Consider the following 25839-nt stretch of genomic DNA (forward strand, 5'->3'; position numbering starts at 1 on the left):
TTCCATGCCGCTCAGGGACATCAATGACCTCGAGAAGCTGAAGAAGATCAATGCCGCACTGGTCAGCCGGGTCGAGCGCTCGATGGACCAGCAGGGCAACGCCTTCTCGCTGTTTCAGACAGCGATTTCGCTGGAAAACCGGGTGCGCACGCGCACCGAGGAACTGCATTCGACCTTGCGCCGGCTCGAACAGTCCAATATCGACCTCAGCGCCGCCAAGGAAAACGCCGAGCTGGCGAACCTCTCCAAGACCAGGTTCCTGGCGGCGGCCAGTCACGACGTGCTGCAGCCGCTGAACGCGGCGCATCTGTCCGTCTCGGCGCTGGCCGAGGTGCAGACCAGCGACGAAGGCAGAAAGCTGGTCCGCCAGGTCGAGCGGTCGCTGGAGACGATGGAAGACCTGCTGCGCACGCTGCTGGACATTTCCAAGCTCGATGCCGGCGTCGTGCAGCCCGACATTGGCGACGTCAATCTGGAGACGCTGTTTTCGTCGCTGCGTTCGGATTTCCTGCCGGTTGCCAAGATGAAGGGGCTGACGCTGAAGTTTCGCCCGGTCAGCACCGTCGTGCGTTCCGACCGCACCTTGTTGCGCCGCATTCTGCAGAACATCCTTTCCAACGCGCTGCACTATACCCGCTCCGGCGGCGTCCTTATCGGCACCAGGCATCGTGGCGACACCATCCGTATCGACGTCGCCGACACCGGCTGCGGCATTCCAGACGACCAGCGCGAGACGGTGTTCGAGGAGTTCCAGCGCGGCACCACGCCGGCCGATGCCGGACTTGCCGGCGGCGGGCTGGGGCTGGGCCTGGCCATCGTGCGGCGCATGGCCGCCGCGCTCGGCCATCCCGTGACCTTCTCATCCAAGGTCGGACGCGGCACGATTTTCCACATCGACGTTCCGGTCGGCATAGGGGCGACGGCCGACGCCATCGCCAGCGCCGCCGACATGGAACGGCCGCGCGGCTACGGCCTGTTCGGCACCAAGGTGCTGCTGGTCGAAAACGACGCCGACGTGTTGCAGGCGATGACCTTCCTGCTCGAGCGCTGGCAATGCCTGGTGCGCGCCGCCACCTCGACCGATGACGCGCTCAGCCTGCTCGGCGATACCGACTGGGTGCCGGACATCGTCATTGCCGACCAGCATCTCGACGGCGGCGACCTCGGCACCGCCACCATCGCCGAGGTTCGCGACTATGTCGGCCGTGCCGTGCCGGCGCTGATCGTCACCGCCGACAGTTCCGAAGCGGTGGTGAAAGCCGCCCGCGCGGCCGGCATCGAGCTGATGCGCAAACCGCTGAAGCCGGCGCAATTGCGGGCACTATTGGCGCATTTGCTGGCTTAGGAGACCGGTCACTCCCCATTGCTGGCAAGAAGGCGGCGGCAGACGGCGTATCGGATCGGCTTCACCGGCCAATCATGAAATGGAGCCCGCCAGAACCAACCGCCCGTTTTGGACCCGTCCGGGCTCTTTCCTATTTCAAAATAAACCTGTGGATATTTGATTTGCGGCAAGACGACGTCGTATCCGCAAAGTGTCGCCGGAGTATTGGTGGGCAACTGGATTCGGGGGAATCATGAAACGGTTGCTTCTTGGCGCGACTATGCTTGTCGCAGGCGTCTTCGGCGCGGATATATCCTGTGTCGCTTTTATTGGTGGAAGTGCTGGGAGTGTAGCTTTTGCGCAGGAGACGCCCTCACCCCCTCCTGGCGCGCCGGCAGGCTTCGGCAATGGCGGGGCGGCGCTGGGTACCGGGCAGCCGGCCGACAATGGAACTTCGGCGGCAAGTCAACCGGCAGCAGGCGCGACAGGAGATACCGGCGAAGCGCCGGCGGCGGATAGCCCAGATGCCGCGGCCAAAATCGTCGCCAAACCGGCCGATGCCAAGGCGACCGAGGCCAAGACGACCGATACCGAGGCCGCACCTGAGGAGCCGGCGGCAGCGGCGGCTATGGCTGCTGCAGCCGAAGCGACGCCATCAGACCCCGAAGCGATCGGCACGCCGAAGGTGGATTTGCCCAAGGCCGCCGGCAACGGCAATCTGGGTTATGGCATCGGCATCGATGTGACAGACTTCCACGGCATCGAGCCGTCGATCGCGCTCACCTACAATTCCTCGCGCAAGACCAAGACCGGCGGCCTCTATCAGGGCTGGCTTGGCTATGCCTGGGGTGTCGACGGTTTCGATGTCATCGAGCGGGCCACATCAGGCTATGGCATGCCGGCCTTCGATGCCAATGACGTCTATCTGCTCGACGGGCAGGCACTGGTCGCTTGCGTGGCCGGCATGGTGTCGCCCTCCTGCGCGACCGGCGGCACGCATGCCACCGAGAATGAATCCTATCGCCGCATTGCGCTGAACGGCACCACCAATGAATGGAAAGTGACCGATCGCGATGGCACGGTCTCGACCTTCCGTTCTGTCGCTGCGGTCGCCAACCTCACGCCGACTGCCGGCACGCCGGCCTTTGATCTGGCCATGAGCTATCGTTGGCTGTTGACCTTGGTCACTGATACCAACGGCAACAGCGTTGCCTACAGCTATACCTGCCCGGCCAGCCCGGTCTGCTACCCCGATGCCATCAGCTACAATGGCACCGTGGTGAAGTTCTATCTGGAGACGCGGCCCGATTTGATCCTGATGGGCAATGGCCGTGATATCTCCGAGCCAGCCAGCGCATCAAGGCTGTCAGTGTCAAGGTCGGCGGCGCGCTGCGCAGCGCCTACAAGCTGACCTACGACCAGGCGCCGTTCTCCAACGCCTCACGCGTTACTGCCGTCACGCGCTACGGCACTGATGCGGCCATCGCCGCCGACGGAACCATCACCGGCGGTACCGCGAAGGTGCTCGGCCAGATGACCTATCAGAACACCGATGGGGTGTACTCGACCGTCAATACTCCGATGTATGAGCCTCCACCCCCCAACAGAAGTTACGCTAAGCTGCGTGACGTCGGAGATCTAGATTTTGACGGCCGAGATGAGGTTTTTGGTGAATATACTGAGTCGTTTAATCAAAGAACAGGAGGGAGCAGTGGAGAGACCACAACAATAACCAAAACCTACAAGCAAATTATAAGATTCGGCTCGAACGGAGCGCGCTCTGACACAAAATCTATATATCTCATGTCGTCCGATTCAGGATCGACCACGGAACTAAATTACTTCTCAGATTCAGGCCGTTTTATTTCAACCAAAAACACAGTTGATTTCAGTCAATATTCTATCAGCAAATCTTGCCATCCAACTCACAATGGCAGCGACATCTGCAGCTATTCGGCGACCTCGGAAGTCCTGCTGACCGACACTCAATTGGCGCTGACGAAAGTTCCCTGCAGCCCCACGCCACCGGCCGGCTATCAATCCGTCTGCAGTGCCGTGCGTTACGGCACCAGTTCGGCCACGAGTCCTGATGTCCCGACTTTCGCTGCCGATGCCGATGCCGATGGCATTGACAACCTCAATGTCAATGATGGGTTGCCACAAGTCATTGGCATTGGTGATTTCCTTGGCAATGGCCGACAGCAGCCATTGTTCATAGCCGGCAGTTCGGTCAAGAAGGGTGTGCTTTCCAACGGCACATGGCAAGCCAGCGGGACGTCATTCGCGATTAACTGCCCTACAGTGCAATATTCGACCGGTACCTGCGTTCTGGGCGACATCAATGGCGACGGCGCGACAGATCTGTTCCGCTACACCGGCAACGGCAGCGCCGGATTATGGCTGTCGACCGGCCTTGGTTTCAAGAGCTATTCGGTTTCCTCGATAGCCGGCACCACGGCGAGCCTCCGCGATTTCGACAACGATGGCCGTATTGACGTCATTACGATCGGTGGCACAGTAACCACTCAGCCGTTGAGGACCGGCACGGTGAGGGTTTTCTCCCTGCGCCCGTCGTCGACAGCGATGACTCCGGTTCAGTTCACGCTGCCCGCCGCTATGAATGCCGGCACGGTGATCGGCGACTTCAATGGCGACGGTCTGCCGGACCTGACCGACTACAGCCACATGTTCATCTCGAACGCAGGCGCCGGCAACCCGAATCTTCTGCGCCAAGTCACCACAGAACTCGGCGGAACGGTCGCGGTCGAATACGCGCCATCGTCGACCTGGGTGAACAACTACCTGCCGCAGGTGGTGCATGCGGTGTCGAAGCTTTCGGTTGGCGACGGCCGCGGCCAGACTTCCGTGTCGAGCTATGTCTATGCCGGCGGCAAATACGATCCGTCGGCGCGCAAGTTCCTGGGCTTCGCCTCGATCGTCGAGACCAAACCGCTGGCCAATGGCGAGACGGCGCCATCGAAGATCGAGACGACGTATCGGCAGGACCTGGCGAGCTATGGCCTGCCCTCGCTGACGGTGTGGAAGGATGGCGCTGGCGTCGTGCACAAGCAGGTGGCCGAGACCTACGCGGTCAACACCGCGGCAAAACCCTATACTGTGCAGAACACAGCGACCGACACGACGGTCACCGAGGGCAGTGTCGTGCGTAGTTTGCGGGCCGAGCGGTTGTTCGACGCCTACAACAATGTTGTCAGCCTTAAGGATCATGGCCGCACCGATCTGAGCGGCGACGAGACCTGGACGGAACGGTTCTTCTCGCCCAACACGAGCGCCTACATCGTCTCGGCGCTGATTGCCGAACGCACGCATGCCGGTCTCACTGGTAGCGATCCCTATGTCAGCTACAGGCACAATTACTACGACGGCAGCACCGACGTCTGGGCGGTACCGACCAAGGGAAACCTCACCCTGGCGCTGAGCTTTGGCGACGTCTATTCGACGCCGCAGAAGATGACGCGTCAGTATTTTGCCTACGACAGCTTTGGCAACAAGATCGCGGCCAGCAACGACCTCGGCCAAAGGACCGAATGGGACTATGACGCGACCTATCACCTCTTTCCGGTGACCGAGCGGGCACCGCGCTACTTCGCGACGGGTGGTCAACCGGCCGACACACGCTTTGTCTCGACCGCCACCTACAATGCAACCTGCGGATTGCCGGCGACCAGGACCGACCCGAACGGCATCGTCAAAACCTTCACCTACGACCCCTTCTGCCGGCCCTACCAGGTCTCGCAGAGCGTCACTGGCGCCTACGCCAAGACACGTTTTGAGAATGAGGGCAATCCGGCGACACAGGCGCTGGTCAAATACACGCCGCTGCCCAATGGCGCCGGCGAGGATTTTACCCGCTCCTTCTATGACGGGCTTGGCCGCGTCTACCGCGTGGAAACACCCGGCGAGACGGCGGCCGGCGCAAGACGCATTGCCGAGACCGACTACGACCCACGTGGCAATGTGCTGCGCACCGCCTTCCCGCGCTTTGTCGGCGAGGCCGCGCAATGGACCACCAACAGCTACGACTGGGCCGACCGGCTGGTGACGACGGTCAATGCCGATGCCAGTCAGCGGACCTATGTGCACTTCCTTACGGACACAATCGGCACACCCAACCCACGACTTTACGCAGTAATCCTGACCGATGAACTCGGCCATCAGACCAAAACCTGGTCGACTACGCGAGGCGATATCGCCGGCATCATGCGTGACCAAGGCGGTCTCAGCCTGACGGAGAACCGAGGCTATGACCTGCTTGGCCGGTTGATCGGGGTGACCGATCCCGGCGGTTCGACCTGGGCCTACACCTACGACATGCTGGGCAACCGGCTGACGGCGTCGGATCCCGATCTCGGCACCTGGTCCTATACCTATGACCCCGCCAACCGGCTGGTCAGCCAGACCGATGCCAGGGGCACCATCACCACGCTGGCCTATGACCAGATGGACCGGTTGACGCTGAAAACGGCAACGGCGCCGGGCGGCAGTGCCATGACGCAGACGCAGAACACCTACGACGAGGCAGCCGCCGGTTACTTCAACATCGGCCAGCTGACGACGTCGCAAAACCCTGCCGCCACGCAGAGCTACAAATATGACGGCTTCGGCAAGCTCGCGCGGCAAGATGCCACCATCGGCACGCTGACCCACACCACATCAAGCGTTCGCGATGCCTCGGGCCAGACGCTGGCCACACAGTATCTGCCGGTGCAGCTCGACTTCGGCACGATGGCTGCCCCGCTGCAATACACCGCCGGCAACAGGCTCGCCTCCGCCCCCGGCTTCATCACCTCGACAATCTATGAGGCTGACGGCCAGACCAAGGAGATCACCTACGCCAACGGTGTGAAGACGTCCTTCGCCTACTCGCCGACCCGCCGCTGGCTGACCCGTGTCACCACGGCCAGGGGAGCAACGGTCCTGCTTGACGATCAGTATGCGCGTGACAACCTCGGCCGCATCACCGGCACGACGGGGCTCACGGCCTCCGACAGTTGGACCTATGTCTACGACAACGCTGACCGGCTGACCGCGAGCGACAATCTCGGCGACAACACGCTCGACGAAACCTTCGTCTACGCCGCCAACGACAACATGACCTCGCGCACCCGTGTTGCCGGCACCTATGTCTATCCCGCAGCGAGCGCGGCGCGTCCGCATGCGCCAACCTCAGTCGGCGTCAAAACGCTGGCCTATGACGCCAATGGCAACATGACCTCCGACGACACCAGAACGCTTGTCTGGGACGAGGCCAATCGGCTGAAGACGGTCACCCTCGCCGCCAACACCGTGTCGCTGTTCTACGGACCGGACGGCGCGCGGGCCAAGAAGAGCTCATCCTTCGCCACCACGCTCTATCCGGATGCCTCGGTCGAAATCGACCCGGCGACACCGGGCGCGGAGATATATACCCGCTATCCGCATCCCGACATCAAGGTCACCGGCACCACCAAAGCCTTCCTGCACCGCGATCATTTGGCCTCGGTGCGTATGGTCACCGATGCCTCGGGCAATATCGCCGAAGCCACCAACTACGCCACCTATGGCGAGCGCCTCAACACCGGCTTCCAGACGCAAAAGGGCTATATCGGCGAGCGTTTCGACCCCGAGACCGGGCTGCTCTATCTCAATGCACGATACATGGATCCCGTGCTCGGGAGGTTCATCTCGCCGGACGATTGGGATCCGGCGAAGGAAGGGGTCGGCACCAACCGATATGCTTATGCTCAAAATGATCCCGTCAACAAGAGCGATCCGAATGGGCACGTGGTTGAGAGCGGCGAAACTGAATCAAGATTTAATTCGATCAATGGAACATTTGCGCACGATAAGTTGGCCTCAAGTCTTTCAGGAGGAAATAACAAAGAACATACATTCACCCCGGAAGTCAGTTTGAAGCAATTAGCTAAGGATCTACTAGGGTTCTTACCTAGTAAAGGTCGAATCGGGATTCAAAGCAGACCTGATGCGGTTGCGTTTATCGGACCAAAAACCGCAATCTATTTTGACTGGAAGCCAGTAACTCACAAGAGTAGTCCGGCGCTTCAGGCCAAAGACGCTGCCCAAGCTGCGCGATGGGAGGCGGCAGCACAAACCTTGGGAATCACCTTGCGAGCGGCCACCCCCCAAGAGATCGCAGAAGCGGTCAAAGATCGGGCAGTCGTCGGTCAAATTGTAGGGACCGACCTCAATAACTACAATGTAGTGACTTACAACAGCCCCACTCCCGGCATCGCACACTACGATCTTGTCAAAACGGGAACCGACGTCTTAGATAACGCTAAACAAAATGCGAGCAATTGGACGACCGACGCCCTATCAGCATTGAGACAGGGGCTAGAGAGAGGACCTGTCGGCTTTTTACCCGGGCCGATTGGCCCGCTAAAGCCTCGTTCGCCCTAAGAGACCATTTGAGGTGTTTATGTATTCTGGTTCTGCGTCCGAGACAAAAAAACAGAGTTTGCGCAATTTGTTTGCGGTCATTCTCAGAGACTTTGATAGCCATGACGGCGCCTTTGTAAGGATTAACTACAATTCACCTTGGCTTATCGCGACGGATTTTTGGTCAGAGCGCTCTGGATACACCGTCAAGCAGATAAGAAATATGATCACCGATGTTCGAGTGGCTGATACAACAGGATGCGAATTGGACGCTGACACAAAAGAAGTATTTAAGAATTTTCAGAAATCAGTACATGAGTGGAGACTAGAAACAGGATATCATAATTCTCCACTCCAACTTAATACTTCTGAAGTACGATTTAAAAATTCCAAAGAGGCGAGAGAATATTTAATTAAGGCCGCCCCACAAGTTGGTCTAGAGCATACGAGTGTGGAATTTGATGCTGGTGATTTGGTTTTCACAGGGTTCTTAACTGATCAGTTTGAGAATAGAGTGTCAATAAGCATGGCGATAAAGTGTCGATACGGTGGTAAGATTTGGTTTAGATTCAAGTTTCCATACTATGGTCCAGGCGATCCCTCTTTCTTTGATCAAAATCATTTCAATGCGTTGTCCCTTCGAAATAATTTAGATTTACCAGACATGCCAGAACTCGAATGGACGATATCTAAGAGTAAGGGAAATTTCCAAGAAATTGGGACTGTTTTGTCGATCATTCAAGCAATTTCTTCATACCTTCGTCCGACCTTGCATTAAGGATGGCATCTCTGGACTAGGTGTGAGACAAATCGCCAAATTACGAAATTATGGAAATAACGGTGACAGTGCACTTTCCCGTGTATAGATTGACCGCATGGCTCGCCTCGCCCGCATCGTCATTCCCGATCTGCCGCACCACGTGACGCAGCGCGCCAAAGTGTTTTTCACGTCCGAAGACTATGCCCTCTACACGAACCTGTTGGTCGAGCATTGCCGCCTCGCCGATGTCGGTATCTGGCCCTGATGCCGAACCATGTCCACCTGATCCTGACGCCGGCCGACCCCGATGGCCTGCGGCGCCCGCTTGCCAGGGTGCATCGCGCCTACGCCGGTACCATCCATGCGCGGCTAAGGAAAACCGGGCATTTCTGGCAAGGCCGCTTCGGCGCCATCGCCATGGACGAGGATCACCTCTTGTCGGCGTGCGCTATGTCGGGCTGAACCCCGTGCGCGCGGGACTGGTGAAACACACCTCGGATTGGCCCTGGTCAAGCGCCCGGGCGCATCTGACGGGCGAACCCGACGGCGTTACGGATCTGAGGCCGATGACGGACCGGCTGCCATCGTCGACGGGGCTGTTCGATTTGATCGAGACCGATGTCGCGGCTTTCGACGCACTGCGCAAGGCCGAGAGCATCGGTCGGCCGGTGGGCAGCGAAGCCTTTCAGGACCGGATCGCCGCGCAAACCGGCAAAGCCGTAAAACCAGGAAAACGAGGCAGGCGGCGCAAGGAAAAAGTGCACTGTCACCGTAATTCCTGAAACTAGGCACACGAGACTGGCGATGCGAGCGACGAAAAGGTGATGAATGACGAAAAACTATGTAACGCTCGCAGTCCAAGCCGGCAGCATGGATGCTGACACAGCAGTTTCTCCGTACTATTTGACGTTGCGCCGGTTGTTGGCTGATCGATGCTCGCGAGGCTACGGCGCGATTCTAGACAAATTCGCGTTCGTACTTCGTATCGACGGGAGTGTCGTCAGTTGGAGCAAGTGCGGGTTCTATAATTTACGAGTAAGTACTAAAACCGGAATATCTACTATTGATATATTTATGCCGGAAAAGATATGGAATCAAGATGATCGAGAGAGCATCAAATCGTTTCTCTTGACCGAGACGAGCAGAGGATTTTCAATGATGCTTGAAAGGTCTTTGAAAAAAGGTATGGAGCTAGAATCTAGAAGACTAACCTGCGATTTTGAGGAAGCTCTAGAGGAGTTTCGCTCCTTCTTTGGGATCCCCACCCCGCTCCGCTTCGCGGATCGACCCTCCCCACAAGGGGGAGGGTAAGAAAGATCAAAACCCCGCCTGATCGCGAAACAGCTCCGCATTGTCCAGCTTCGACACCTCGATCACGGCCTGCGTGCGGCTATAAACATTGAGCTTGCGCAGGATTTCCGAGACATGCGCCTTGACCGTGGTCTCGCCGACCTGCAGCTCATAGGCGATCTGCTTGTTGAGCAGGCCCTGGCGCAGCATCTGCAGCACCCTGAGTTGCTGCGGCGTCAGCTTGGCCAGGCGCTGCACCATGTCGGCACGGTCGGTGCTGTCGGCGTCCGGCGGCTGGCCCTCATAGGTTTCCGGTACATAGATCGCGCCCTCCATCACCGAACGGATGGCGGCGGCCAGGTCGCTCTTGCGCGCCGATTTCGGGATGAAGCCGGCCGCACCGTAGGACAGCGCCTCGGAAATGATTTTTGGCTCTTCGTGACCCGAAACGATGACCACCGGCAGGCGCGGATAGCGGGTCCTCAGCTGCAGCAGTCCATCAAAGCCATGCACGTCAGGCATGCTGAGGTCGAGCAGCGCCAGGTCGAACGGCTTGGCGTCAGCCAGAAGGTCGAGCGCCTCGGTGATCGAGCGCGCTTCCACCGTGTCGACTTCGGGATAGGCCATCTGCACCGCGCTGTGCAGCGCCTCGCGAAACAGCGGATGGTCGTCGATGATGAGAAACCGGGCGCGATCGTGGACTGTGGTCATGGCGTTCGTTTTGCTTTCTCCCTGGCCGACAATAGACCCGCGACCATGGCCAGCTTATTGGCAAATAGTCTATCGCCATCTTTTGCCAACCGGTGATGTCCGGCTTTCTCAACCACCATGCCTTGCCCGGCCGTCCAAATCGGTCGAATGTGCCGGCGCAAACCCCGAGCAGAGACAGTGCATGACAGCCTACGTCCTTCCCTTGCCCGCAACACCTTCCGTGGCCGTCGCCGGCTCGGCGGAGCGTTTTGCGGTGCGCCGCATCTTCTGCGTCGGTCGCAACTACGCCGCGCATGCCCGCGAACTCGGCAATGACGAGCGCGATCCGCCCTTCTTCTTCACCAAGCCGAGCGACGCGGTGGTCGATTCCGGCACCGCGATCCCCTATCCGCCGCTGACCAAGAACCTGCACCACGAGATCGAACTGGTTGTCGCGATCGGCAAGGCCGGCTTCCGCATTGCGCGTGACCGGGCGCTGGATCATGTCTGGGGTTACGGCGTTGGCGTCGACCTCACACGCCGCGACCTGCAGGATGAAGCCAAGAAAGCGGCGCGGCCGTGGGACTGGTCCAAAGCCTTCGACCGTTCCGCCCCTTGCGGTCCGCTGGTTCCAGCATCGAAGTCCGGGCATCCTGAAAAAGGCCGCATCTGGCTCGCCGTCGACGGCAAGATGAGACAGGACGGCGACCTCGCCGAGCTGATCTGGCCGATAGCAGACATCGTCTCGATCTGCAGCGAGGCGGTGGAACTGCAGCCCGGCGACCTGATCTTCACCGGCACGCCGGCCGGCGTCGGCGCGGTTGGGCCGGGCCAGACGATCACCGGCGGCGTCGATGGCATCGGCGCAATCGAAGTGACCATCGGCCAGCCGAGGGAGTGATCCGATGAGCGACCTCGTCCTCCACAATTACTACCGCTCCTCCACCTCCTACCGCGTGCGGATCGCGCTGGAGATGAAGGGCCTGACCTATGACTACGTGCCGCATCATCTGCGCCATGGCGAGCATCTCGAGCCCACCTATCTCTCGGTCAACCCGCAAGGGCTGGTGCCGGCGCTGATCCTGGAGGGCGGCACGCTGCTGACGCAGTCGCTGGCGATCATCGAGTATCTCGACGAGACGACGCCCGACCCGCCGCTGCTGCCCAGGGATGCGCTTGGCCGTGCCCGCGTCAGGATGCTGGCGCAGATGATCGCCTGCGATATCCACCCGGTGAACAATCTGCGTGTGCTGACCTCGCTGCGCAATTTGTTCGGCGCCGGCGACCAGGATGTCGTCAACTGGTTCCGGCACTGGGTGAACGAAGGTTTCCAGCCGCTTGAAAAGATTCTGGCTTCGTCGCCGCAGACAAAAACATTCTGCAATGGCGACACGCCCGGCCTGGCCGACATCTGCCTGGTTGCCCAGATCGCCAGCAACGCCCGCTTCGGCGTCGACCTGACGCCATACCCCACGATATCGCGTATCCACGCCGCCTGCATGGCGCTGCCAGCCTTCCAGAAGGCGGCGCCAGAGAAGCAGATCGATGCCGAATAGGCGATTGGGATAAAAGCATGAGGAACTGCCGATGAAAGCCGTCGTCTTCGAAAAGTTCGGCGAAGCGCCGACGATCCAGACCGTTGCCGATCCGAAGCCGGCGCCGGAAGGCGTCGTCATCAAGGTCGAGGCGACTGGGCTGTGCCGCAGCGACTGGCATGGGTGGATGGGTCATGACGCCGATATCACGCTGCCGCATGTGCCGGGCCATGAACTGGCCGGCATCGTGGTCGCCGTCGGCAAGCGGGTCACCCGCTGGAAGGCCGGCGAGCGCGTCACCGTGCCGTTTGCCGTCGGCTGCGGCCGCTGCTTCGAATGCAACTCGGGCAACCATCAGGTCTGCGAGCACCAGTCGCAGCCCGGCTTCAACAGCTGGGGCTCGTTCGCCGAATATGTCGCCATCGACCATGCCGACACCAATCTCGTGCGCTTGCCCGACGAGATGGAATTCGCCACCGCCGCCAGTCTCGGCTGCCGCTTCGTCACCTCGTTCCGCGCAATCGTCGACCAAGGCCGCGTCAAACCCGGCGAATGGGTGGCGGTGCATGGCTGCGGCGGTGTCGGCCTGTCGGCCATCATGATCGCCAGCGCCATGGGCGCCAACGTCATCGCCATCGACCTGACCGACGAAAAACTGGATTTCGCCAGGAAGATCGGCGCTGTCGCCACCATCAATGCAGCCAAGACGCCCAACGTGGTCAAGGCGGTCAAGCAGATGACCAATGGCGGCGTGCATATGTCGATGGACGCGCTCGGCCACCCCACCACCTCGTTCAACTCGATTGCCAATTTGCGCCGCCGCGGCCGCCATGTGCAGGTCGGCCTGATGCTGGGTGACCACGCCCGCCCGCAAGTGCCAATGGACAAGGTGATCGCCTTCGAGCTCGAAATCCTCGGCAGCCACGGCATGCAGGCCCACCGTTATCCCGCGATGATGGAGATGATCCGCAGCGGCAAGCTGAAGCCCGAATTGCTGGTCGGCAAGAAGATCAGCCTCGACGAAGCGCCCGCGGCCTTGATGGCCATGGGCGGCTTCGAAGGCATCGGCATTGGCGTGGTGACGAAGTTTTAGCGCCACCCTTCAGCGCGACGTCGCACAAACCTCCCGCACGCAGTCGCGCAGCCAGCGTTGCGCCGGGTCAGCGTCGAGGCGCGGATGCCAGAGCATCGAAATGGTGACCTCCGGCGTCATCACAGGCAGCGCAAAACTGTGCATGCCGGCTCGAGCCCCTTGCGTGTGCCGCTCGGGGACGCTGGCGACCAGGTCGGATGCGCGCGCCATGGCGAGCGTGGCCGAGAAGCCGGAAACCATGCACACGACTGTCCGCTGCAGCCCGAGCCGGCTCAAGGCCTCGTCGATCGGCCCTCTTTCGCGACCCCGCCGTGAAACATTGATGTGCCGGCCGGCCGCATAGCGCTCCGCTGTCACGATGCCCTCGCTCAGCGGATGGCCCCTTCGCACGGCGCCGATAAAGCGATCGCGAAACAGCGCCTGGATACGCACTTCGGGTCCGGTTTCACCGGCGACGCCAATCTCCAGATCGATCGCCGCTTCGCGCAACGACATGACATCCTTGTCGGATTTCGGTGCAAAACGCAGCCGGACGTGAGGCGCGTCCGCTTCGATGCGGGCGACAAGGCGCGGGCCAAACTCCTCGACGAAGCTTTCATTGGTGCGCAGCGTGAAAGTCCGCTCCAGGCCTGAGAGGTCAAGCAGTTTGGCCGGGCGCAGCAGCGCTTCCGCATCCTGAACGACACGGCCTGCCTGCTGCCGCAATTCCAGGGCGCGCGGCGTCGGCACCAGGCCGCGACCGGCGCGGACCAGCAGCGGATCGCCTGTCGTCTCGCGCAACCGCGCCAGCGTCCGGCTCATCGCCGAGGGGCTAAGCCTTAGCCGTTCGGCGGCGCGCGCCACGCTGCCTTCGGTCAGCAGGATATCCAGGGCGACAAGCAGGTTGAGATCAGGCGATGACATCAGCCGACCCTAGCACAGATCGGCAATGATGTGGCGTTTCATGCATGAATAAGATGCAAATGCTGCGCGTTCCGCCACATCACCTAGGAGATTAGATCTCTGAAAGCCCTGGTTTCGGGATCTGACGGAAAGGAAGTCACATGACAGTTGCTGAGCAAAATCTGCGGGCATCCGCGCCTGGAAAAATCCAATCGGCGGGATGGGCGCTGGCAAGCCTGGCGCTTTGCACATTGTTGTCGTCGCTCGGCACCAGCATCGCCAGTGTCGGGCTTCCCTCCCTGATGCAGGCGTTCGGCGCGTCGTTCCAGTCCGTGCAATGGGTGGTCCTTGCCTATCTGCTCGCCATCACCACCTTGATCGTCAGCGCCGGGCGGCTCGCCGACATTTTCGGCCGCCGGCCGCTGCTGCTTGGCGGCATCGCTTTGTTCACATCGGCATCGGTGCTATGCGGCCTGGCGCCAACCCTTTGGCTGTTGATCGCCGCGCGGGCCGCCCAAGGGCTTGGTGCGGCCATGATGATGGCCCTGACATTGGCCTTCGTCGCCGAAACCGTCGCCAGGGAAAGGACCGGCAGCGCCATGGGCCTGCTCGGCGCCATGTCGGCGATCGGCACCACACTCGGCCCCTCGCTTGGCGGCCTGCTGATCGCCGGCCTCGGCTGGCGCGCGATCTTCCTCGTCAATGTGCCGCTCGGTCTGCTAGCCTTTGCCCTGGCCTGGCGCGCTCTGCCGGCAGCAAACAAGGCAGCGGGAGCAGGCCAAGGTTTCGACGGGATCGGCATGGTCTTGCTCGCCCTGACGCTGGCCGCCTATGCACTGGCCATGACGCTTGGCCGCGGCAGTTTTGGCGCCCTCAATGTCGGCCTGCTGATCGCGGCTGGCGTCGGTGTCGTTCTGTTCGTGTTTGCGCAGACAAAGGTCGAGAACCCTTTGATCCAGCCGGCAAAATTCCGCGACCCTACGTTGAATGCAAGCCTCGCCATGAACCTCGTCGTCGCCACCGTAATGATGGCGACGCTGGTGGTTGCCCCATTCTATTTGTCGCGCGGGCTCGGGCTGGACGCCGCCAGGGTCGGGCTGGTGCTTTCCACAGGTCCGCTTGTTTCCTCCCTGTCGGCGCTGCTGGCAGGACGGCTGGTCGATCGTTTCGGCGCCCATCGGATGATGATTGCCGGCCTGTTCAGTCTCACCGCGGGCAGCTTCCTCCTGTCGTTGGCCCGGACGGAACTCGGCATTGCCAGCTATGCCATGCCGGTCGCTGTCACCTGCGTTGGCTACGCTTTGTTCCAGACCGCCAACAATGCAGCAGTCATGACCGGTGTCGGCGCTGGCGAGCGTGGCGTCGTCTCCGGCCTGCTCAACCTGTCGCGCAATCTCGGCCTTATCACCGGCGCATCGGTGATGGGCGCTGTGTTTGCGGTCGCGTCGGCGGGAGGACAGGAAAACCATGACATGTTGAGCTCAGCCGCAGCCGCTCACGGAATGCAGATCACCTTTCAGACGGCGACGGCCTTGGCAGTGGCCGCACTGTTCCTGGCGCTGCTCACGGCCCGCGTCACTGGTCGCTCCGAACCCAATGTTTCCTGAGGCATTTCGGAGGCGGGCGATCGAGCGCGCATGTCTTGGCAAATGCCTCTCAGAGACTGTTTCGAAATTCGCTCTGGCGAGTCATATGGTGGTGGTTTCGAGAACCGGAGCGCAGCGGACATTTGGGTCCGTGAGCAACGGAAGCGCAGAAAACGCCATCAGATGGCCGCCAGAATTTCCAAACAGGCTCTCAGGCGCCTGCGCGCTTGCGGCGCTCATAAAGCATGACCAGCGTTTCGGCGGTCAGCGCCGGCCTCGGCTCGCCTTCGATCTCGACGGTGTTTGCGGCCTTCATCAGATACTGGCCGGGCCCCCTGTCATCCACCGAAAGCAGCGTGGTGCGCAGCCTGATGCGCTTGCCGACCCTGACCGGCGACAGGAAACGCACCTTGTCAAAACCGTAGTTGAAGGCGGCCTGGGTGTTTTCGGGCACGATGCCCATGCCGAGCGCAAGCGCGCCGATGATCGACAGTGTCAGATAGCCATGCGCAATCGTGGTGCGAAACGGGCTTTGCCGCTTCGCCCGCTCCGGATCGACATGGATCCATTGATGGTCGCCCGTGCATTCGGCAAACTGGTCGATGCGGTGCTGATCGACCGTCGTCCACTCGGACACGCCGAGCTCCTGCCCGGCCATTGTCCGCAGCTGTTCAAAGGTCGGCGGCGTTTTAGGCCGTATTTCCGTCATTCCTGCTTTCCCGATCACTTCGCCTGCCTCCGGACCACGAACCGACAGCCTCTGTCAATTCGCCGCGTGCAAATCCGTTCCGCCGTTTCGGGCTGGATGGCGCTTTGGCTCGCGGCCGCGCCGGAAGCGGTCAGACTGCGCCAGGAGAAGACGGCGCACGCTGCAGAAATCACTTCTTGTCGTAGCCGGCGCGGATCTCCTCCATCGCTTCCTTGATCCGGTTGCGCAGGATTTCGACAGATTCTGTGCCGGAACTCTTGACCAGTTCGGCGACCTCGCCGGCATTCTTCAACGCTGCCTCGAAGGATTTTCGGGCGAATGCCGCCTGGTTGGTCATGAACTCCTGCGGATTGCCTGGCGCTCTGTAGCTCTGCGCCATATCGGTGATTTCGCGCAGCGTGTCCTGCAGCATCTCGCGCTGCCTGGACAATAGCGAGGACGCCCCGGCGGCGCCCGCTTTGGCTGATTTTTCAAGCGCTTCGAGGTTCTTGCGATGATGACTGAGGATCGCCTCGACATCGACATTGGGCACCTTCAGGTCGCGGCCGAACCGGCTGAACATGTCCATGAAGGAGTCAGTCTCAGGTCGTTTTGCCATTGTCGTTCTCTCCCCTGTTGCCGCAGATGCTGGGCACCCGCAGGGCAGAATAGCACTCGCGTGCCGCGTGTCCATTCGCACGCGCAGTAGAATCACCTGTCGCGAAAGAGCCCGGGGATCGCTTTACGCTAGTTGGCGAGAAACAACCGCTCGACAACATAGAGCACGACGCCGGCAAGACCGCCGATGACCATGCCGTTGAACCGGATATATTGGAGGTCCCGGCCGATGTTCATTTCGATCAGCCTTGTCAGCTGGGCAAGGTCCCAGCGCTTGACCTGGTCGGCGATGAACTTCGACACGCCGCTCTTCTGGCTCTCGACGAAGGACGACAGCGCCACGACAAAGCCCTGGTTCATGTCGGCCCTGATCTGCGGATCGTGGGCCAAATGGCGGCCGACTTCGACGAACATGTTGGCGAGATGGCTGCGGATCATCGAATTTGGCGCCTTGGCATCCTGTTCGATGAACAGGCGCATGCTCTCCCACATGTCGCCGGCCAGCGCCTTCAGCTCCGGTCGGGCAAGGAAATCCCGCTTCAGCTTCTCGGCGCGCTTGGCATACTGCTTGGATGTCCTCAGCTTTTCGATGAAGGCCTGGGCGAAGTGGTCGAATTCGGCCCGCATCGGGTGATCGGGATCGGCCCGCACCTCGTCGAGCAACGAACCGGCGGAAGCGACGATCTTCTTCAACAGATAGGCGTCGGCTCTGAACAGGTTGAACAGTGACGGCAGTTCCTCGCGAATCTTTTCGCGCATCGTCGCCAGCGCCTGCCCGTCGCTGAGGAACCGGCCGATCACCTTGGTGAACTCGTCGAACAGTTTTTGGTGGCGGCGGTCGTCGGTCAGGGCCGATAGCAGTTCGGCGGCCAGCGGCGCCAGCGGCACCTTTTCGATCTGCTCCAGCATGCGGCTGGTGACGAAACCGCGCAGGCCGGATTGCTCAACGGCCGCCAGCGTCTGCGGCACCAGCCGGCCGACGAAATGTGACAGGCCGGCGGCGCGCTCATGGTCCGACAGCCAGTCGGCGACGAGCGCCGAAAAGTCGACCTCGGCGAGCTTTTCGCGCACCGGCTCGGGTGCCAGGAAATTGACCTCGATGAACCGGCCGAGATTATCGGCAATGCGGCTCTGATTCTCCGGGATGATGGCGGTGTGCGGGATCGGCAGGCCGAGCGGCCGCTTGAACAGTGCCACCACCGCATACCAGTCGGCCAGCCCGCCGATCGTCGCCGCCTCGGCGAAGGCGGCGACAAAACCCAGCCAGGGGTGGCGGCCCTCGAACGACTTGGCCACGGCAAAGATGAGGACGCAAAGCACGAGCGCGGCGGTGGCGACGAATTTGGTGCGCCTGAGCGCAGACAGCTTGGCGTACGTATCCGCGTCTGACTGGATGGGCGCAAAGGCCTGGACGGCTCGTGACATGGATATGCGTTTCCTGGTCGATCTTTCGATCTTATCTAGTATCGCGCTTGCCGGAATGCCCGCCGCCGAAGAAGCCGGTTCACGGTCTGCGCGATGGCGCACATAAAGTTGACGGGTGTATTCATCTATTATGCGGTGCCAGTCTGGAATTGTTCCAAGGTATGGGCCATATTGGGCTCAAGCTACTGCTTCGTGAGGATAAAATGCGGCTGACCCGCCAGACCAACTATGCCATGCGCATCCTGATGTATTGCGCCGCCAACACCGAACGGTTGAGCCGCATTCCCGAGATCGCAGCCGCCTATTCGGTATCGGAGCTGTTTCTGTTCAAGATCCTGCAGCCGCTGGTCGAACACGGCATGGTCGAGACGGTGCGCGGCAGGAATGGCGGTGTCAGGCTTGGCCGCCCCGCCGAGCAGATCAGCCTTTTCGATGTGGTGCGGGTGACGGAAGAGAGCTTCGCCATGGCCGAGTGCTTCGAGAACGACGCGGCCGAATGCCCGCTGATCGACAGCTGCGCGCTGAATTCGGCGCTGCGCGAAGCGCTCAACGCCTTCTTCGCCGTGCTGTCGCGCTACACAATCGCCGATATGGTGGCGGCGCGCCCGAATGTGCGCCATCTCCTCGGCATCGACATGCTGGAGCGCCGAGCGCCCGCCGCCTGACTATGCTGCCGATTGCGGCAGCACGAACGGCATGTTTGCGGCGGGCAGAACGCCGACTTTCAGCCGGCAATCGAACACTCTTTCGATCAGTTCGTCGCTGAGCACATCTTGCGGCGAGCCGGTGGCGGCAAGCCTGCCGCGATGCATGACGAAGATCCGGTCGGCATACATGGTCGTCAGATTGAGGTCGTGCAGAATGGCGACCACGCCGCCGCCGCGCCTGGCAAAATCGCGGGCGATGTTCATGATGATCAGCTGGTGCTTGATGTCGAGGCTGGAGACCGGCTCGTCGAGGAACAGGTAGCGCGGCTTGCCGTCGAGCGCCGGCTCCCACACCTGGCACAGTACGCGGGCAAGCTGCACGCGCTGCTGCTCGCCGCCCGAAAGCTCCTGGTAGAAACGGCCGGCAAAGCCGTCGAGATCGACGCGCGCCAGCGCCCGTTCCGGCAAGCGTTCGTTTTCGCCGGGCAGCGCGCCGGAGCGCCCGCCGATGAGGCCGAGCCTGACGATCTCGCGCACCGTGAACGGAAAGGACAGTGTGGTCGCCTGCGGCAGCACGGCGCGCAATGTCGCGGCCTCGACCGGCTTCATCGCCGACAGATCGCGGCCGTTGATCGTGACGTGGCCCGAATAGGCAAGGTCGCCGGAGAGCGCCTTGAGAAATGTCGTCTTGCCCGAGCCGTTGGGGCCGACGATTGCCGCGATTTCGCCGGGCCGCGTGGCGAAATCGACATTGGCGACAATGCACTTGCCGCCGATCGCCACCGAGACATCGCGTGCTTCGATCATGATGGCCTCACAGGTCAATCACGCCGCGCTTGCGCAGCAGGATCCAGAGAAAGAACGGCGCGCCTGATATCGCGGTGACGATGCCGATCGGCAGTTCGGCCGGCGCCACGATGGTGCGGGCGACGGCGTCGGCCAAGAGCAGCAGTGAGGCGCCGAGCAGTGCCGACGCCGGCAGCAGGTAGCGGTTGTCCGGGCCAATGGCCAGGCGCAACAGATGCGGCACGACGATGCCGACGAAGCCGATGCCGCCGCTGAAAGCGACAGACGCGCCGACCGCCGCCGAGACGCCGACGATGGCCGTGTATTTCAGCCGCTGCACCGGGATGCCGAGATGGCCGGCGGTGGCTTCGCCCAGCGCCAATGCGTTGAGGCCGCGCGCCAAAAACGGCATTGCCGCCAGCGCCAGCACCATGACCGGCCCGACGGAACCGATCTTTTGCCAGGTCGCGCCGGCCAGCGAGCCGAGTTGCCAAAAAGTCAGGTCGCGCAACTGCCGGTCGTCGGCCATGAAGATCAGGATGCCGGTCAGCGCCATGGCGAGCGCCGCCAGCGCAATGCCGGCAAGCAGCATGGTGGCGACCGACGTGCGGCCTTGTCTTGTGGCGACCTGATACAGCACCAGCGTCGTCGCCAGCCCGCCGCAGAATGCCGCCAGCGGTAAGGCCAGCGTGCCCAGTGCCGCAACAAAGGGCGCTAGAACGGTGCCGCCAAGGACGATGACGGCGACCGCGCCAAGACTCGATCCGGCGGAGACGCCGATCAGGCCGGGGTCGGCCAACGGGTTGCGGAACAGCCCTTGCATGACTGTGCCGGAGACGGCGAGCGATGCGCCGATCAGCATGCCGAGAATGACGCGCGGCAGGCGGATGTCATAGACGATCAGCCGGTCGCGCGCGCTGAGCGCTGCATCATCAGACACCGCCCCCAGCAGCCAGTCGCGAACGACGCCGACGGCCGACGCGTCCGATGCGCCTGAGGTCAGCGACAAAAGCACGGCGACGGCAAGGCCAATGCACAAAAGCACGATGACGATGCGGGCACGGACCGAACGGTCGCCTTCGGATGCGGTCGCCATGGTGCCCGCCGGGCCGGCGATCGATTGGTTGGTCATGATTGCCTGCTCAGTCCGTGACCTGCCCGCCATACAGCGAGACGGCGAGGTCGTGGATGGCGTCGGCCGTGCGCGGGCCGAAACCCAGGAGATAGCCGCCATCCATGCGGATCAGTTTGCGGGCGGCGCCTGCCGGCGTCGAGGAGACCGACGCGATGGCGAACAGCTGGTCGTCCGATGTCGCCGGCCCGGCATTGTTCATCATCAGGATGACGTCCGGCCTGGCGGTGACGAGCGCCTCGTCGGAGAGTTGCTTGTAGCCGCTAAAGCCTTCGATCGCATTGACGCCGCCAGCCAGCTTGATGATTCCGTCGGCGGCGGTGTTGCTGCCGGACGCCAGGATCTTGCCACCCTGTATCGACAGCACGAACAGCACGCGCTTGCGCTCCTTGATCAAGGCGGTCTGCTTCTCCGCTACCTGCAGTTTGGCGGCGACGTCCGCCGCCAGCACCTCGGCCTTGGCATCGGCGCCAAGCGCCTTCCCGACGACGCGAATCTTTTCGATTATGCCTTCATTGTCGAAGCGGTCGGGCACCTCGATAAAGGGGACGTTCGCCTTTTTCAGCACGTCGATGGTTTCCTTGGGGCCACTGCCCTGCAGCGCCAGTATTCCCGACGGGTTGACCGAAAGCACGCCTTCCGGCGACAGCTGACGCATATAGCCGACATCGGGGAGCTTCAGCGCCGCTTCCGGATAGCGGCTGGTCGAATCGCGGGCAATCAGACGGCCCTGCTCGCCCAGCGCATAGACGATCTCGGTGATCGAACCGCCGATGGCGGCGATCTTCGACGGGTCGGAAAAGACAGCCTTGCCTTCGGCGGCGCTGGCCGGAAGCGCACCAGCAGCCAGGGCAAGACCAACCGCCGGCGCCAACATCAACCTGAAAAATGAAATCATTGCCGTTGTCCTCAGGCTACTGTCGGGCTTGGAATGCGCGGCAGGTTTTCGGCCAGGAACCGCCAGTCGTCGCGCTCGCCTTGGCCTTCATGGCGCTTGCCGAAGAACTGGATGATCATCTTGCCGTCGGCGCCATAGACCTCGAGCGAGGTGACATGGCCGTCCTTGGTCGGTTTGCGCACGGCCCAGACCTCATCAATGTGGTCGGTCCGCAGATGCAGGTGGAAAGTCTCGTCGAGCACGTTGATCCACGGCCCCATCGGCTTGATCGACTTGACCGGGCCGGAATGGATCTGGATGCAACCGCGGTTTCCCACAAAGCACATGATTGGCATGGCGCCCGCGGCCGCATGATGGAACATGGCACTGACGGCGTCATTGTCGACCAGCCAGGCGTAGTCCTGGCCGACCATGCGCACCGCCTGGCGGCGGCTGAGTTTCAGTGTTTTGAACATGCCGAAGAACTGGTGCACGTCGGTCAGCCGGCTCCAGCGATCACGCAGATCGTCGATGCTTGTGGGGTTGTCCGACAGCTCGGTCTCCTCCTCGGTACCACCGCCCGAAATCATCACTGTCGGCCCCTGGTTCGACGATTCGAGCCCGGCGACCAGCTTCTGGTAGGCATAGAGGTTGGACGCGGGCCGCAGATGCACCTTGTGCACCGCCTCGCCCGCCGCGTCGAAGAACTGCAGGCTGCGGCGGATCTCGCCGTCGTCGCGCTTTTCCACGGCAAAGCCATGCGCCCAGATTTTCGGGAAGATGCGCAGGTCGATGTTTTCGCCCAGCACCATGGCATTGTGGTCGCCGGTGACGACCTTGTCGTAGACGCCGATCTTCTCATGCACCGCACTTTCGTTGCGGGTCAGCGCCATCAACTCGCCGACGGCATCGAGACCGGTCAGAAGATCGTTGACGCGCGGCTCGATGCGAACGACGCCGTCGCCGCAATGCGCCGCGACAAGCTCGGCTTCCGAAATGCCGAGTTGGGCGGCAAGATCACGCTCGCGCGTCTTCGGATTGTCGGTCCGCGCCCGCCGGATTTCATGCGGCGATGGTACCACCCGCTGATCCATGGTTCTTAGCCCCTGCTGTTCTCGAAAGCCTACTTGTTGAGGATGAGCTTGCCCTGGCGGGTGATCTTGAGCCGGTAGAGCGCGCCGTGATGTTCGATGCCGATTTCATGCTCGCCCTGGAACAGCATGTTTGAGGACAAGGTCCTGACCGCCAGCGGCACCCGGTCGAAACGAGCCGAAGCATCTTCGGGACGGCGGACACGGTAGCGGAAGTCATTGGGATTGTGCGTGTTCATCTGGTTCGATCCCTTTCTGTGCCGGGCATCTGGCTATGCGTTGCAAAAATGCCGATTCATTTCTTGACTCGAATAATCATGTTTACTAGTCAGTGCAATACCGGACTAAATGAGTCAACATTTAAGACGCCGGATCGAATGAAAAATGCCAGCGAGCCCCACGCCAGCCAGCATTGAACCTGGAATTTGGAGTGGGGTTATGGGGCCGGTGGCAAGGAATATGGCTGCTCTGCTGAGCGGAGCGGCGGTGACGGTATTGGTTGGGATGCATGGCGCAGAGGCCCAGGAAGCCACGACCAACGAAGCGGAGAAAAAGGGGCGCGTGACCCTGTTGCAGCAGCTGGTGCTGGGCGCCGGCGCTGAAAAGATCGCCATCAACACGCCACAGGCGGTGACGGTTCTCAATCAGGACGACATCGATCGCGAACAAGCCGAGACGACCGGCGGGCTGTTCAAGTCGGTACCGGGCGTAACCATGGTCGGCAGCGAGCGCGTCTTCGGCGAAGCCTTCAACATTCGCGGCATCGGCTCTACCGAGAACTCGGCCGACGGCTCCCGCATCATCGTCAATGTCGACGGCGCGCAGAAATTCTACGAGCAGTACCGGATGGGCTCGTTCTTCTCGGATCCCGAGCTTTACAAGAAGGTCGAAGTGCTGCGCGGACCCGCCTCCTCGACGCTCTATGGCTCGGGCGCGCTCGGCGGCGTCATCAATTTCGTCACCAAGGACGCTTCCGACTTCCTCAAGGACGGCAAGAACAACGCGTTGCGGCTGAAGAGCTCCTATGAGACCAACGGCAATGGGCTGCTCGGCTCGGCCATCTATGCCCGCCGCCTCAACGACAATGTGGAGTTCCTCGCGACAGGCAATTATCGCACCGCCGACGAGTTCACGCTGGGCAACGGCACCAAGCTTCTGGGTTCGGATTTCAACGCCTGGTCGGGACTGATGAAGGGAACGGCGCATTTCGGCGACAACAACGAGCAGGTCGTTCGCCTCTCCTACCAGCGCTGGGACAGCGATGCCGACAACCAGGCCTACGCCCAGACCGGCACCCAGGCGGCATTCGGCACGGTCGATCGCCATGTCGTCGACAGCACGGCGATCCTCAGTTACGAGAACCCGGTCAGCGACAATCCGTGGCTCGATATCAAAGCCAACATCTCCTATTCCGACACAGCGGTGGAACAGCGCAACGGCACGCTGGCCGGTTCGAACATCATCGATGCGGATTACGGCTATCGCACCTGGCAAGCCAATCTGCAGAATACGTCCGAATTCAGCGGCGAAGCCTATCAGAATTTCCTGACCTATGGCGTGCAGGCCAGCCACCAGGATCGCATCGGGGTCAGCCAGCTCATCACCGGCACCGGCGACGCCATCAGCACTCATCCGGAAGGCACCGACAACAAGCTCGGCGCGTTCGTGCAGAACGAATATGTCTGGAACGAAAAGCTGACGCTGATCGCCGGTATGCGCGGCGATTTCGTCTGGCGCCAGCCCGGCGAAGCCGCCGAATCGCTCGGCAATGCGGTCGACGTCAACGATCAGGCCTGGTCGCCGAAGATCGCGGCGCTCTACAAGGTCAACGACAATTTCGGCGTGTTCGGCTCCATTGCCCACGCCGAGCGGCTACCGACGCTTGACGAACTCTACACCTGGTCCAAGGGCGTCAGCGTCGACCTGAAAAAGGAAAAATCCAACAATTACGAAGTCGGGTTCACCACTTCCGGCAACGACATTTTCCAGGAGGGCGACGCGCTGAGCCTGAAGACGACCGGCTTCTACAACGACCTCACCGATCTCATCCAGCTGACGGCGACCGGCGCTTCCCGCTACTTCTACAATGTCGGCAAGGCGCGGATCTACGGTGTTGAGATCGAGGGCGCTTACGATTCAGACTACGTCTTCGCCAACCTTGCCTATACCGGCGTGAAGGGCGAGAACCTGACGCCCGGCCTGAATTACGGCAAGCCGCTCTCGACCATTCCGGCGCACAAGATCGTACTTTCATTGGGCGCACGCATGCCGGATCGCGATCTGGAGTTCGGCGGCAGGGTGACCCACGCCTTCGAGGCGCCTAACAGCATCCAGGGCACGGCATCTTCGTCGGCAACACCGAGCGCTACCGTGGTTCCAGCCGACGCCTGGACCACTGTCGACCTGTTCGCATCGTGGAAGCCGCAATCCGGCCAGTTCGAAGGCTGGCAGGCGCAGTTCGGCATCAACAACATCTTCAATGCCTATTACCGCGACGCGATCGCGCTCGACTACGCCAAGGGCCGGACCTTCAAGCTGACATTGGCAAAACAACTGGACTGGTGAGAACGATGAGCATCACGGCGGCTATGACATCCTTCCTGATCGCAGCGACATTTGTCGCCGCCGTGGCCGGCCCAGCGCAAGCCGAGGCGCCGGGCCTAGGGCTCTCGCTCGAGCTCAACGGCGCGCAACCCTCCGACAAGGGTTGCCGGCTGACATTCGTGGTTGCCAACAATCTCGGCGCCGACCTGTCCAAGGCGGCGTTCGAGATCGCCTTGTTCAACCATGCGGGCGTGGTCGACCGGCTGACCGTCCTCGATTTCAAGGACCTGCCGGCGGGTAAGACCAAGGTGACGCGTTTCGATCTCGCCGGCACCGACTGCACCAAACTTGGCCGCGTGCTGATCAACAGCGCGACGGAGTGCGCGGGCGCCGGCATAGAGCCGGCCACATGCCTGCGCAGTCTGAAGACCGCGACCAAGACCGGCATCGCCTTCGGCCTGTGACAGGGGGC

The 25839-nt window shown here is 61.4% G+C and carries 24 protein-coding genes; 14 read left to right on the top strand and 10 right to left on the bottom strand.

Annotated features, from left to right (window positions below; all coding sequences use genetic code 11):
- Positions 1-4: 4 nt before the first annotated feature.
- From AC1DXN_RS25300 to AC1DXN_RS25330, 7 genes are all read left to right on the top strand, one after another.
- On the top strand, positions 5-1345 hold the full coding sequence (locus tag AC1DXN_RS25300; protein ID WP_477276748.1) for an ATP-binding response regulator: 1341 nt from the start codon (positions 5-7) through the stop codon (positions 1343-1345).
- Positions 1346-1577: 232 nt separating this feature from the next.
- Positions 1578-2735 (top strand): SpvB/TcaC N-terminal domain-containing protein, encoded by a 1158-nt coding sequence (locus AC1DXN_RS25305; protein ID WP_477276750.1) that lies wholly within the window; start codon positions 1578-1580, stop codon positions 2733-2735.
- A 122-nt stretch (positions 2736-2857) separates the two neighbouring features.
- A complete protein-coding gene (locus AC1DXN_RS25310) occupies positions 2858-7744 on the top strand; it encodes an RHS repeat-associated core domain-containing protein (RefSeq protein WP_477276752.1) in 4887 nt (1628 codons plus the stop codon).
- Positions 7745-7763: 19 nt separating this feature from the next.
- Complete coding sequence (locus tag AC1DXN_RS25315; protein ID WP_477276754.1) at positions 7764-8501, top strand: hypothetical protein; 738 nt, start codon at positions 7764-7766, stop codon at positions 8499-8501.
- 97 nt (positions 8502-8598) lie between these two features.
- On the top strand, positions 8599-8748 hold the full coding sequence (locus AC1DXN_RS25320) for a hypothetical protein (protein ID WP_477276756.1): 150 nt from the start codon (positions 8599-8601) through the stop codon (positions 8746-8748).
- A complete protein-coding gene (locus tag AC1DXN_RS25325; RefSeq protein WP_477276757.1) occupies positions 8748-8945 on the top strand; it encodes a transposase in 198 nt (65 codons plus the stop codon). The genes AC1DXN_RS25320 and AC1DXN_RS25325 overlap by 1 nt, the downstream gene beginning before the upstream one ends.
- Before the next feature lie 104 nt (positions 8946-9049).
- Positions 9050-9265, top strand: a complete 216-nt coding sequence (locus tag AC1DXN_RS25330) for a hypothetical protein (protein ID WP_477276759.1) — start codon at positions 9050-9052, stop codon at positions 9263-9265.
- A 535-nt stretch (positions 9266-9800) separates the two neighbouring features.
- Here AC1DXN_RS25330 and AC1DXN_RS25335 read toward each other — a convergent pair.
- A complete protein-coding gene (locus tag AC1DXN_RS25335) occupies positions 9801-10484 on the bottom strand; it encodes a response regulator (protein ID WP_477247906.1) in 684 nt (227 codons plus the stop codon).
- Positions 10485-10665: 181 nt separating this feature from the next.
- Between AC1DXN_RS25335 and AC1DXN_RS25340 the strand changes: the two genes are divergently transcribed.
- Genes AC1DXN_RS25340 through AC1DXN_RS25350 form a run of 3 tightly spaced genes read left to right on the top strand, consistent with a single transcriptional unit; the run spans position 10666 to position 13091 of the window.
- Entirely contained in the window at positions 10666-11364 is a 699-nt protein-coding gene (locus AC1DXN_RS25340; protein WP_477276761.1) for a fumarylacetoacetate hydrolase family protein, read from the top strand.
- Positions 11365-11368: 4 nt separating this feature from the next.
- Positions 11369-12019, top strand: coding sequence for a maleylacetoacetate isomerase (maiA, locus tag AC1DXN_RS25345; RefSeq protein ID WP_477276763.1), 651 nt, complete (start codon positions 11369-11371; stop codon positions 12017-12019).
- Between the two features lie 31 nt (positions 12020-12050).
- A complete protein-coding gene (locus tag AC1DXN_RS25350) occupies positions 12051-13091 on the top strand; it encodes a zinc-dependent alcohol dehydrogenase family protein (protein ID WP_477276765.1) in 1041 nt (346 codons plus the stop codon).
- Positions 13092-13100: 9 nt separating this feature from the next.
- Here AC1DXN_RS25350 and AC1DXN_RS25355 read toward each other — a convergent pair whose 3' ends face one another.
- Entirely contained in the window at positions 13101-13994 is an 894-nt protein-coding gene (locus tag AC1DXN_RS25355) for a LysR family transcriptional regulator (protein WP_477276767.1), read from the bottom strand.
- Positions 13995-14134: 140 nt separating this feature from the next.
- On the opposite strand from AC1DXN_RS25355, the gene AC1DXN_RS25360 reads away from it, so the two are divergent.
- Positions 14135-15580 carry an MFS transporter gene (locus tag AC1DXN_RS25360; RefSeq protein WP_477276769.1) on the top strand — a complete coding sequence of 482 codons (1446 nt, stop codon included), beginning with the start codon at positions 14135-14137 and terminating at the stop codon, positions 15578-15580.
- A gap of 190 nt (positions 15581-15770) precedes the next feature.
- Here AC1DXN_RS25360 and AC1DXN_RS25365 read toward each other — a convergent pair whose 3' ends face one another.
- The 3 genes from AC1DXN_RS25365 to AC1DXN_RS25375 form a co-directional block, all read right to left on the bottom strand.
- A complete protein-coding gene (locus AC1DXN_RS25365) occupies positions 15771-16268 on the bottom strand; it encodes a MaoC family dehydratase (RefSeq protein WP_477247895.1) in 498 nt (165 codons plus the stop codon).
- Between the two features lie 169 nt (positions 16269-16437).
- Positions 16438-16866, bottom strand: a complete 429-nt coding sequence (locus tag AC1DXN_RS25370; protein WP_477276771.1) for a phasin family protein — start codon at positions 16864-16866, stop codon at positions 16438-16440.
- 128 nt (positions 16867-16994) lie between these two features.
- Positions 16995-18290 carry a DUF445 domain-containing protein gene (locus AC1DXN_RS25375; protein WP_477276773.1) on the bottom strand — a complete coding sequence of 432 codons (1296 nt, stop codon included), beginning with the start codon at positions 18288-18290 and terminating at the stop codon, positions 16995-16997.
- A 203-nt stretch (positions 18291-18493) separates the two neighbouring features.
- Between AC1DXN_RS25375 and rirA the strand changes: the two genes are divergently transcribed.
- Complete coding sequence (gene rirA / locus AC1DXN_RS25380; protein WP_477247890.1) at positions 18494-18955, top strand: iron-responsive transcriptional regulator RirA; 462 nt, start codon at positions 18494-18496, stop codon at positions 18953-18955.
- On the opposite strand, the gene AC1DXN_RS25385 is transcribed toward rirA, so the two are convergent.
- From AC1DXN_RS25385 to hemP, 5 genes are read right to left on the bottom strand one after another with little or no spacing between them, the layout of a single operon-like run.
- Positions 18956-19744, bottom strand: a complete 789-nt coding sequence (locus AC1DXN_RS25385) for a heme ABC transporter ATP-binding protein (protein WP_477276775.1) — start codon at positions 19742-19744, stop codon at positions 18956-18958.
- A gap of 7 nt (positions 19745-19751) precedes the next feature.
- On the bottom strand, positions 19752-20855 hold the full coding sequence (locus AC1DXN_RS25390; protein WP_477276777.1) for a FecCD family ABC transporter permease: 1104 nt from the start codon (positions 20853-20855) through the stop codon (positions 19752-19754).
- Between the two features lie 10 nt (positions 20856-20865).
- Positions 20866-21753 (bottom strand): heme/hemin ABC transporter substrate-binding protein, encoded by an 888-nt coding sequence (locus AC1DXN_RS25395; RefSeq protein ID WP_477276779.1) that lies wholly within the window; start codon positions 21751-21753, stop codon positions 20866-20868.
- A gap of 11 nt (positions 21754-21764) precedes the next feature.
- Positions 21765-22826 (bottom strand): hemin-degrading factor, encoded by a 1062-nt coding sequence (locus tag AC1DXN_RS25400; protein ID WP_477276781.1) that lies wholly within the window; start codon positions 22824-22826, stop codon positions 21765-21767.
- Positions 22827-22855: 29 nt separating this feature from the next.
- Entirely contained in the window at positions 22856-23062 is a 207-nt protein-coding gene (hemP, locus tag AC1DXN_RS25405; RefSeq protein ID WP_477276783.1) for a hemin uptake protein HemP, read from the bottom strand.
- 220 nt (positions 23063-23282) lie between these two features.
- Here hemP and AC1DXN_RS25410 point away from each other — a divergent pair, with 220 nt between their 5' ends.
- Complete coding sequence (locus AC1DXN_RS25410; protein WP_477276785.1) at positions 23283-25388, top strand: TonB-dependent hemoglobin/transferrin/lactoferrin family receptor; 2106 nt, start codon at positions 23283-23285, stop codon at positions 25386-25388.
- Between the two features lie 5 nt (positions 25389-25393).
- Complete coding sequence (locus AC1DXN_RS25415; protein WP_477247879.1) at positions 25394-25831, top strand: hypothetical protein; 438 nt, start codon at positions 25394-25396, stop codon at positions 25829-25831.
- Positions 25832-25839 lie beyond the last annotated feature (8 nt).

It is taken from the genome of Mesorhizobium sp. P2_H9 (genome assembly GCF_056403215.1).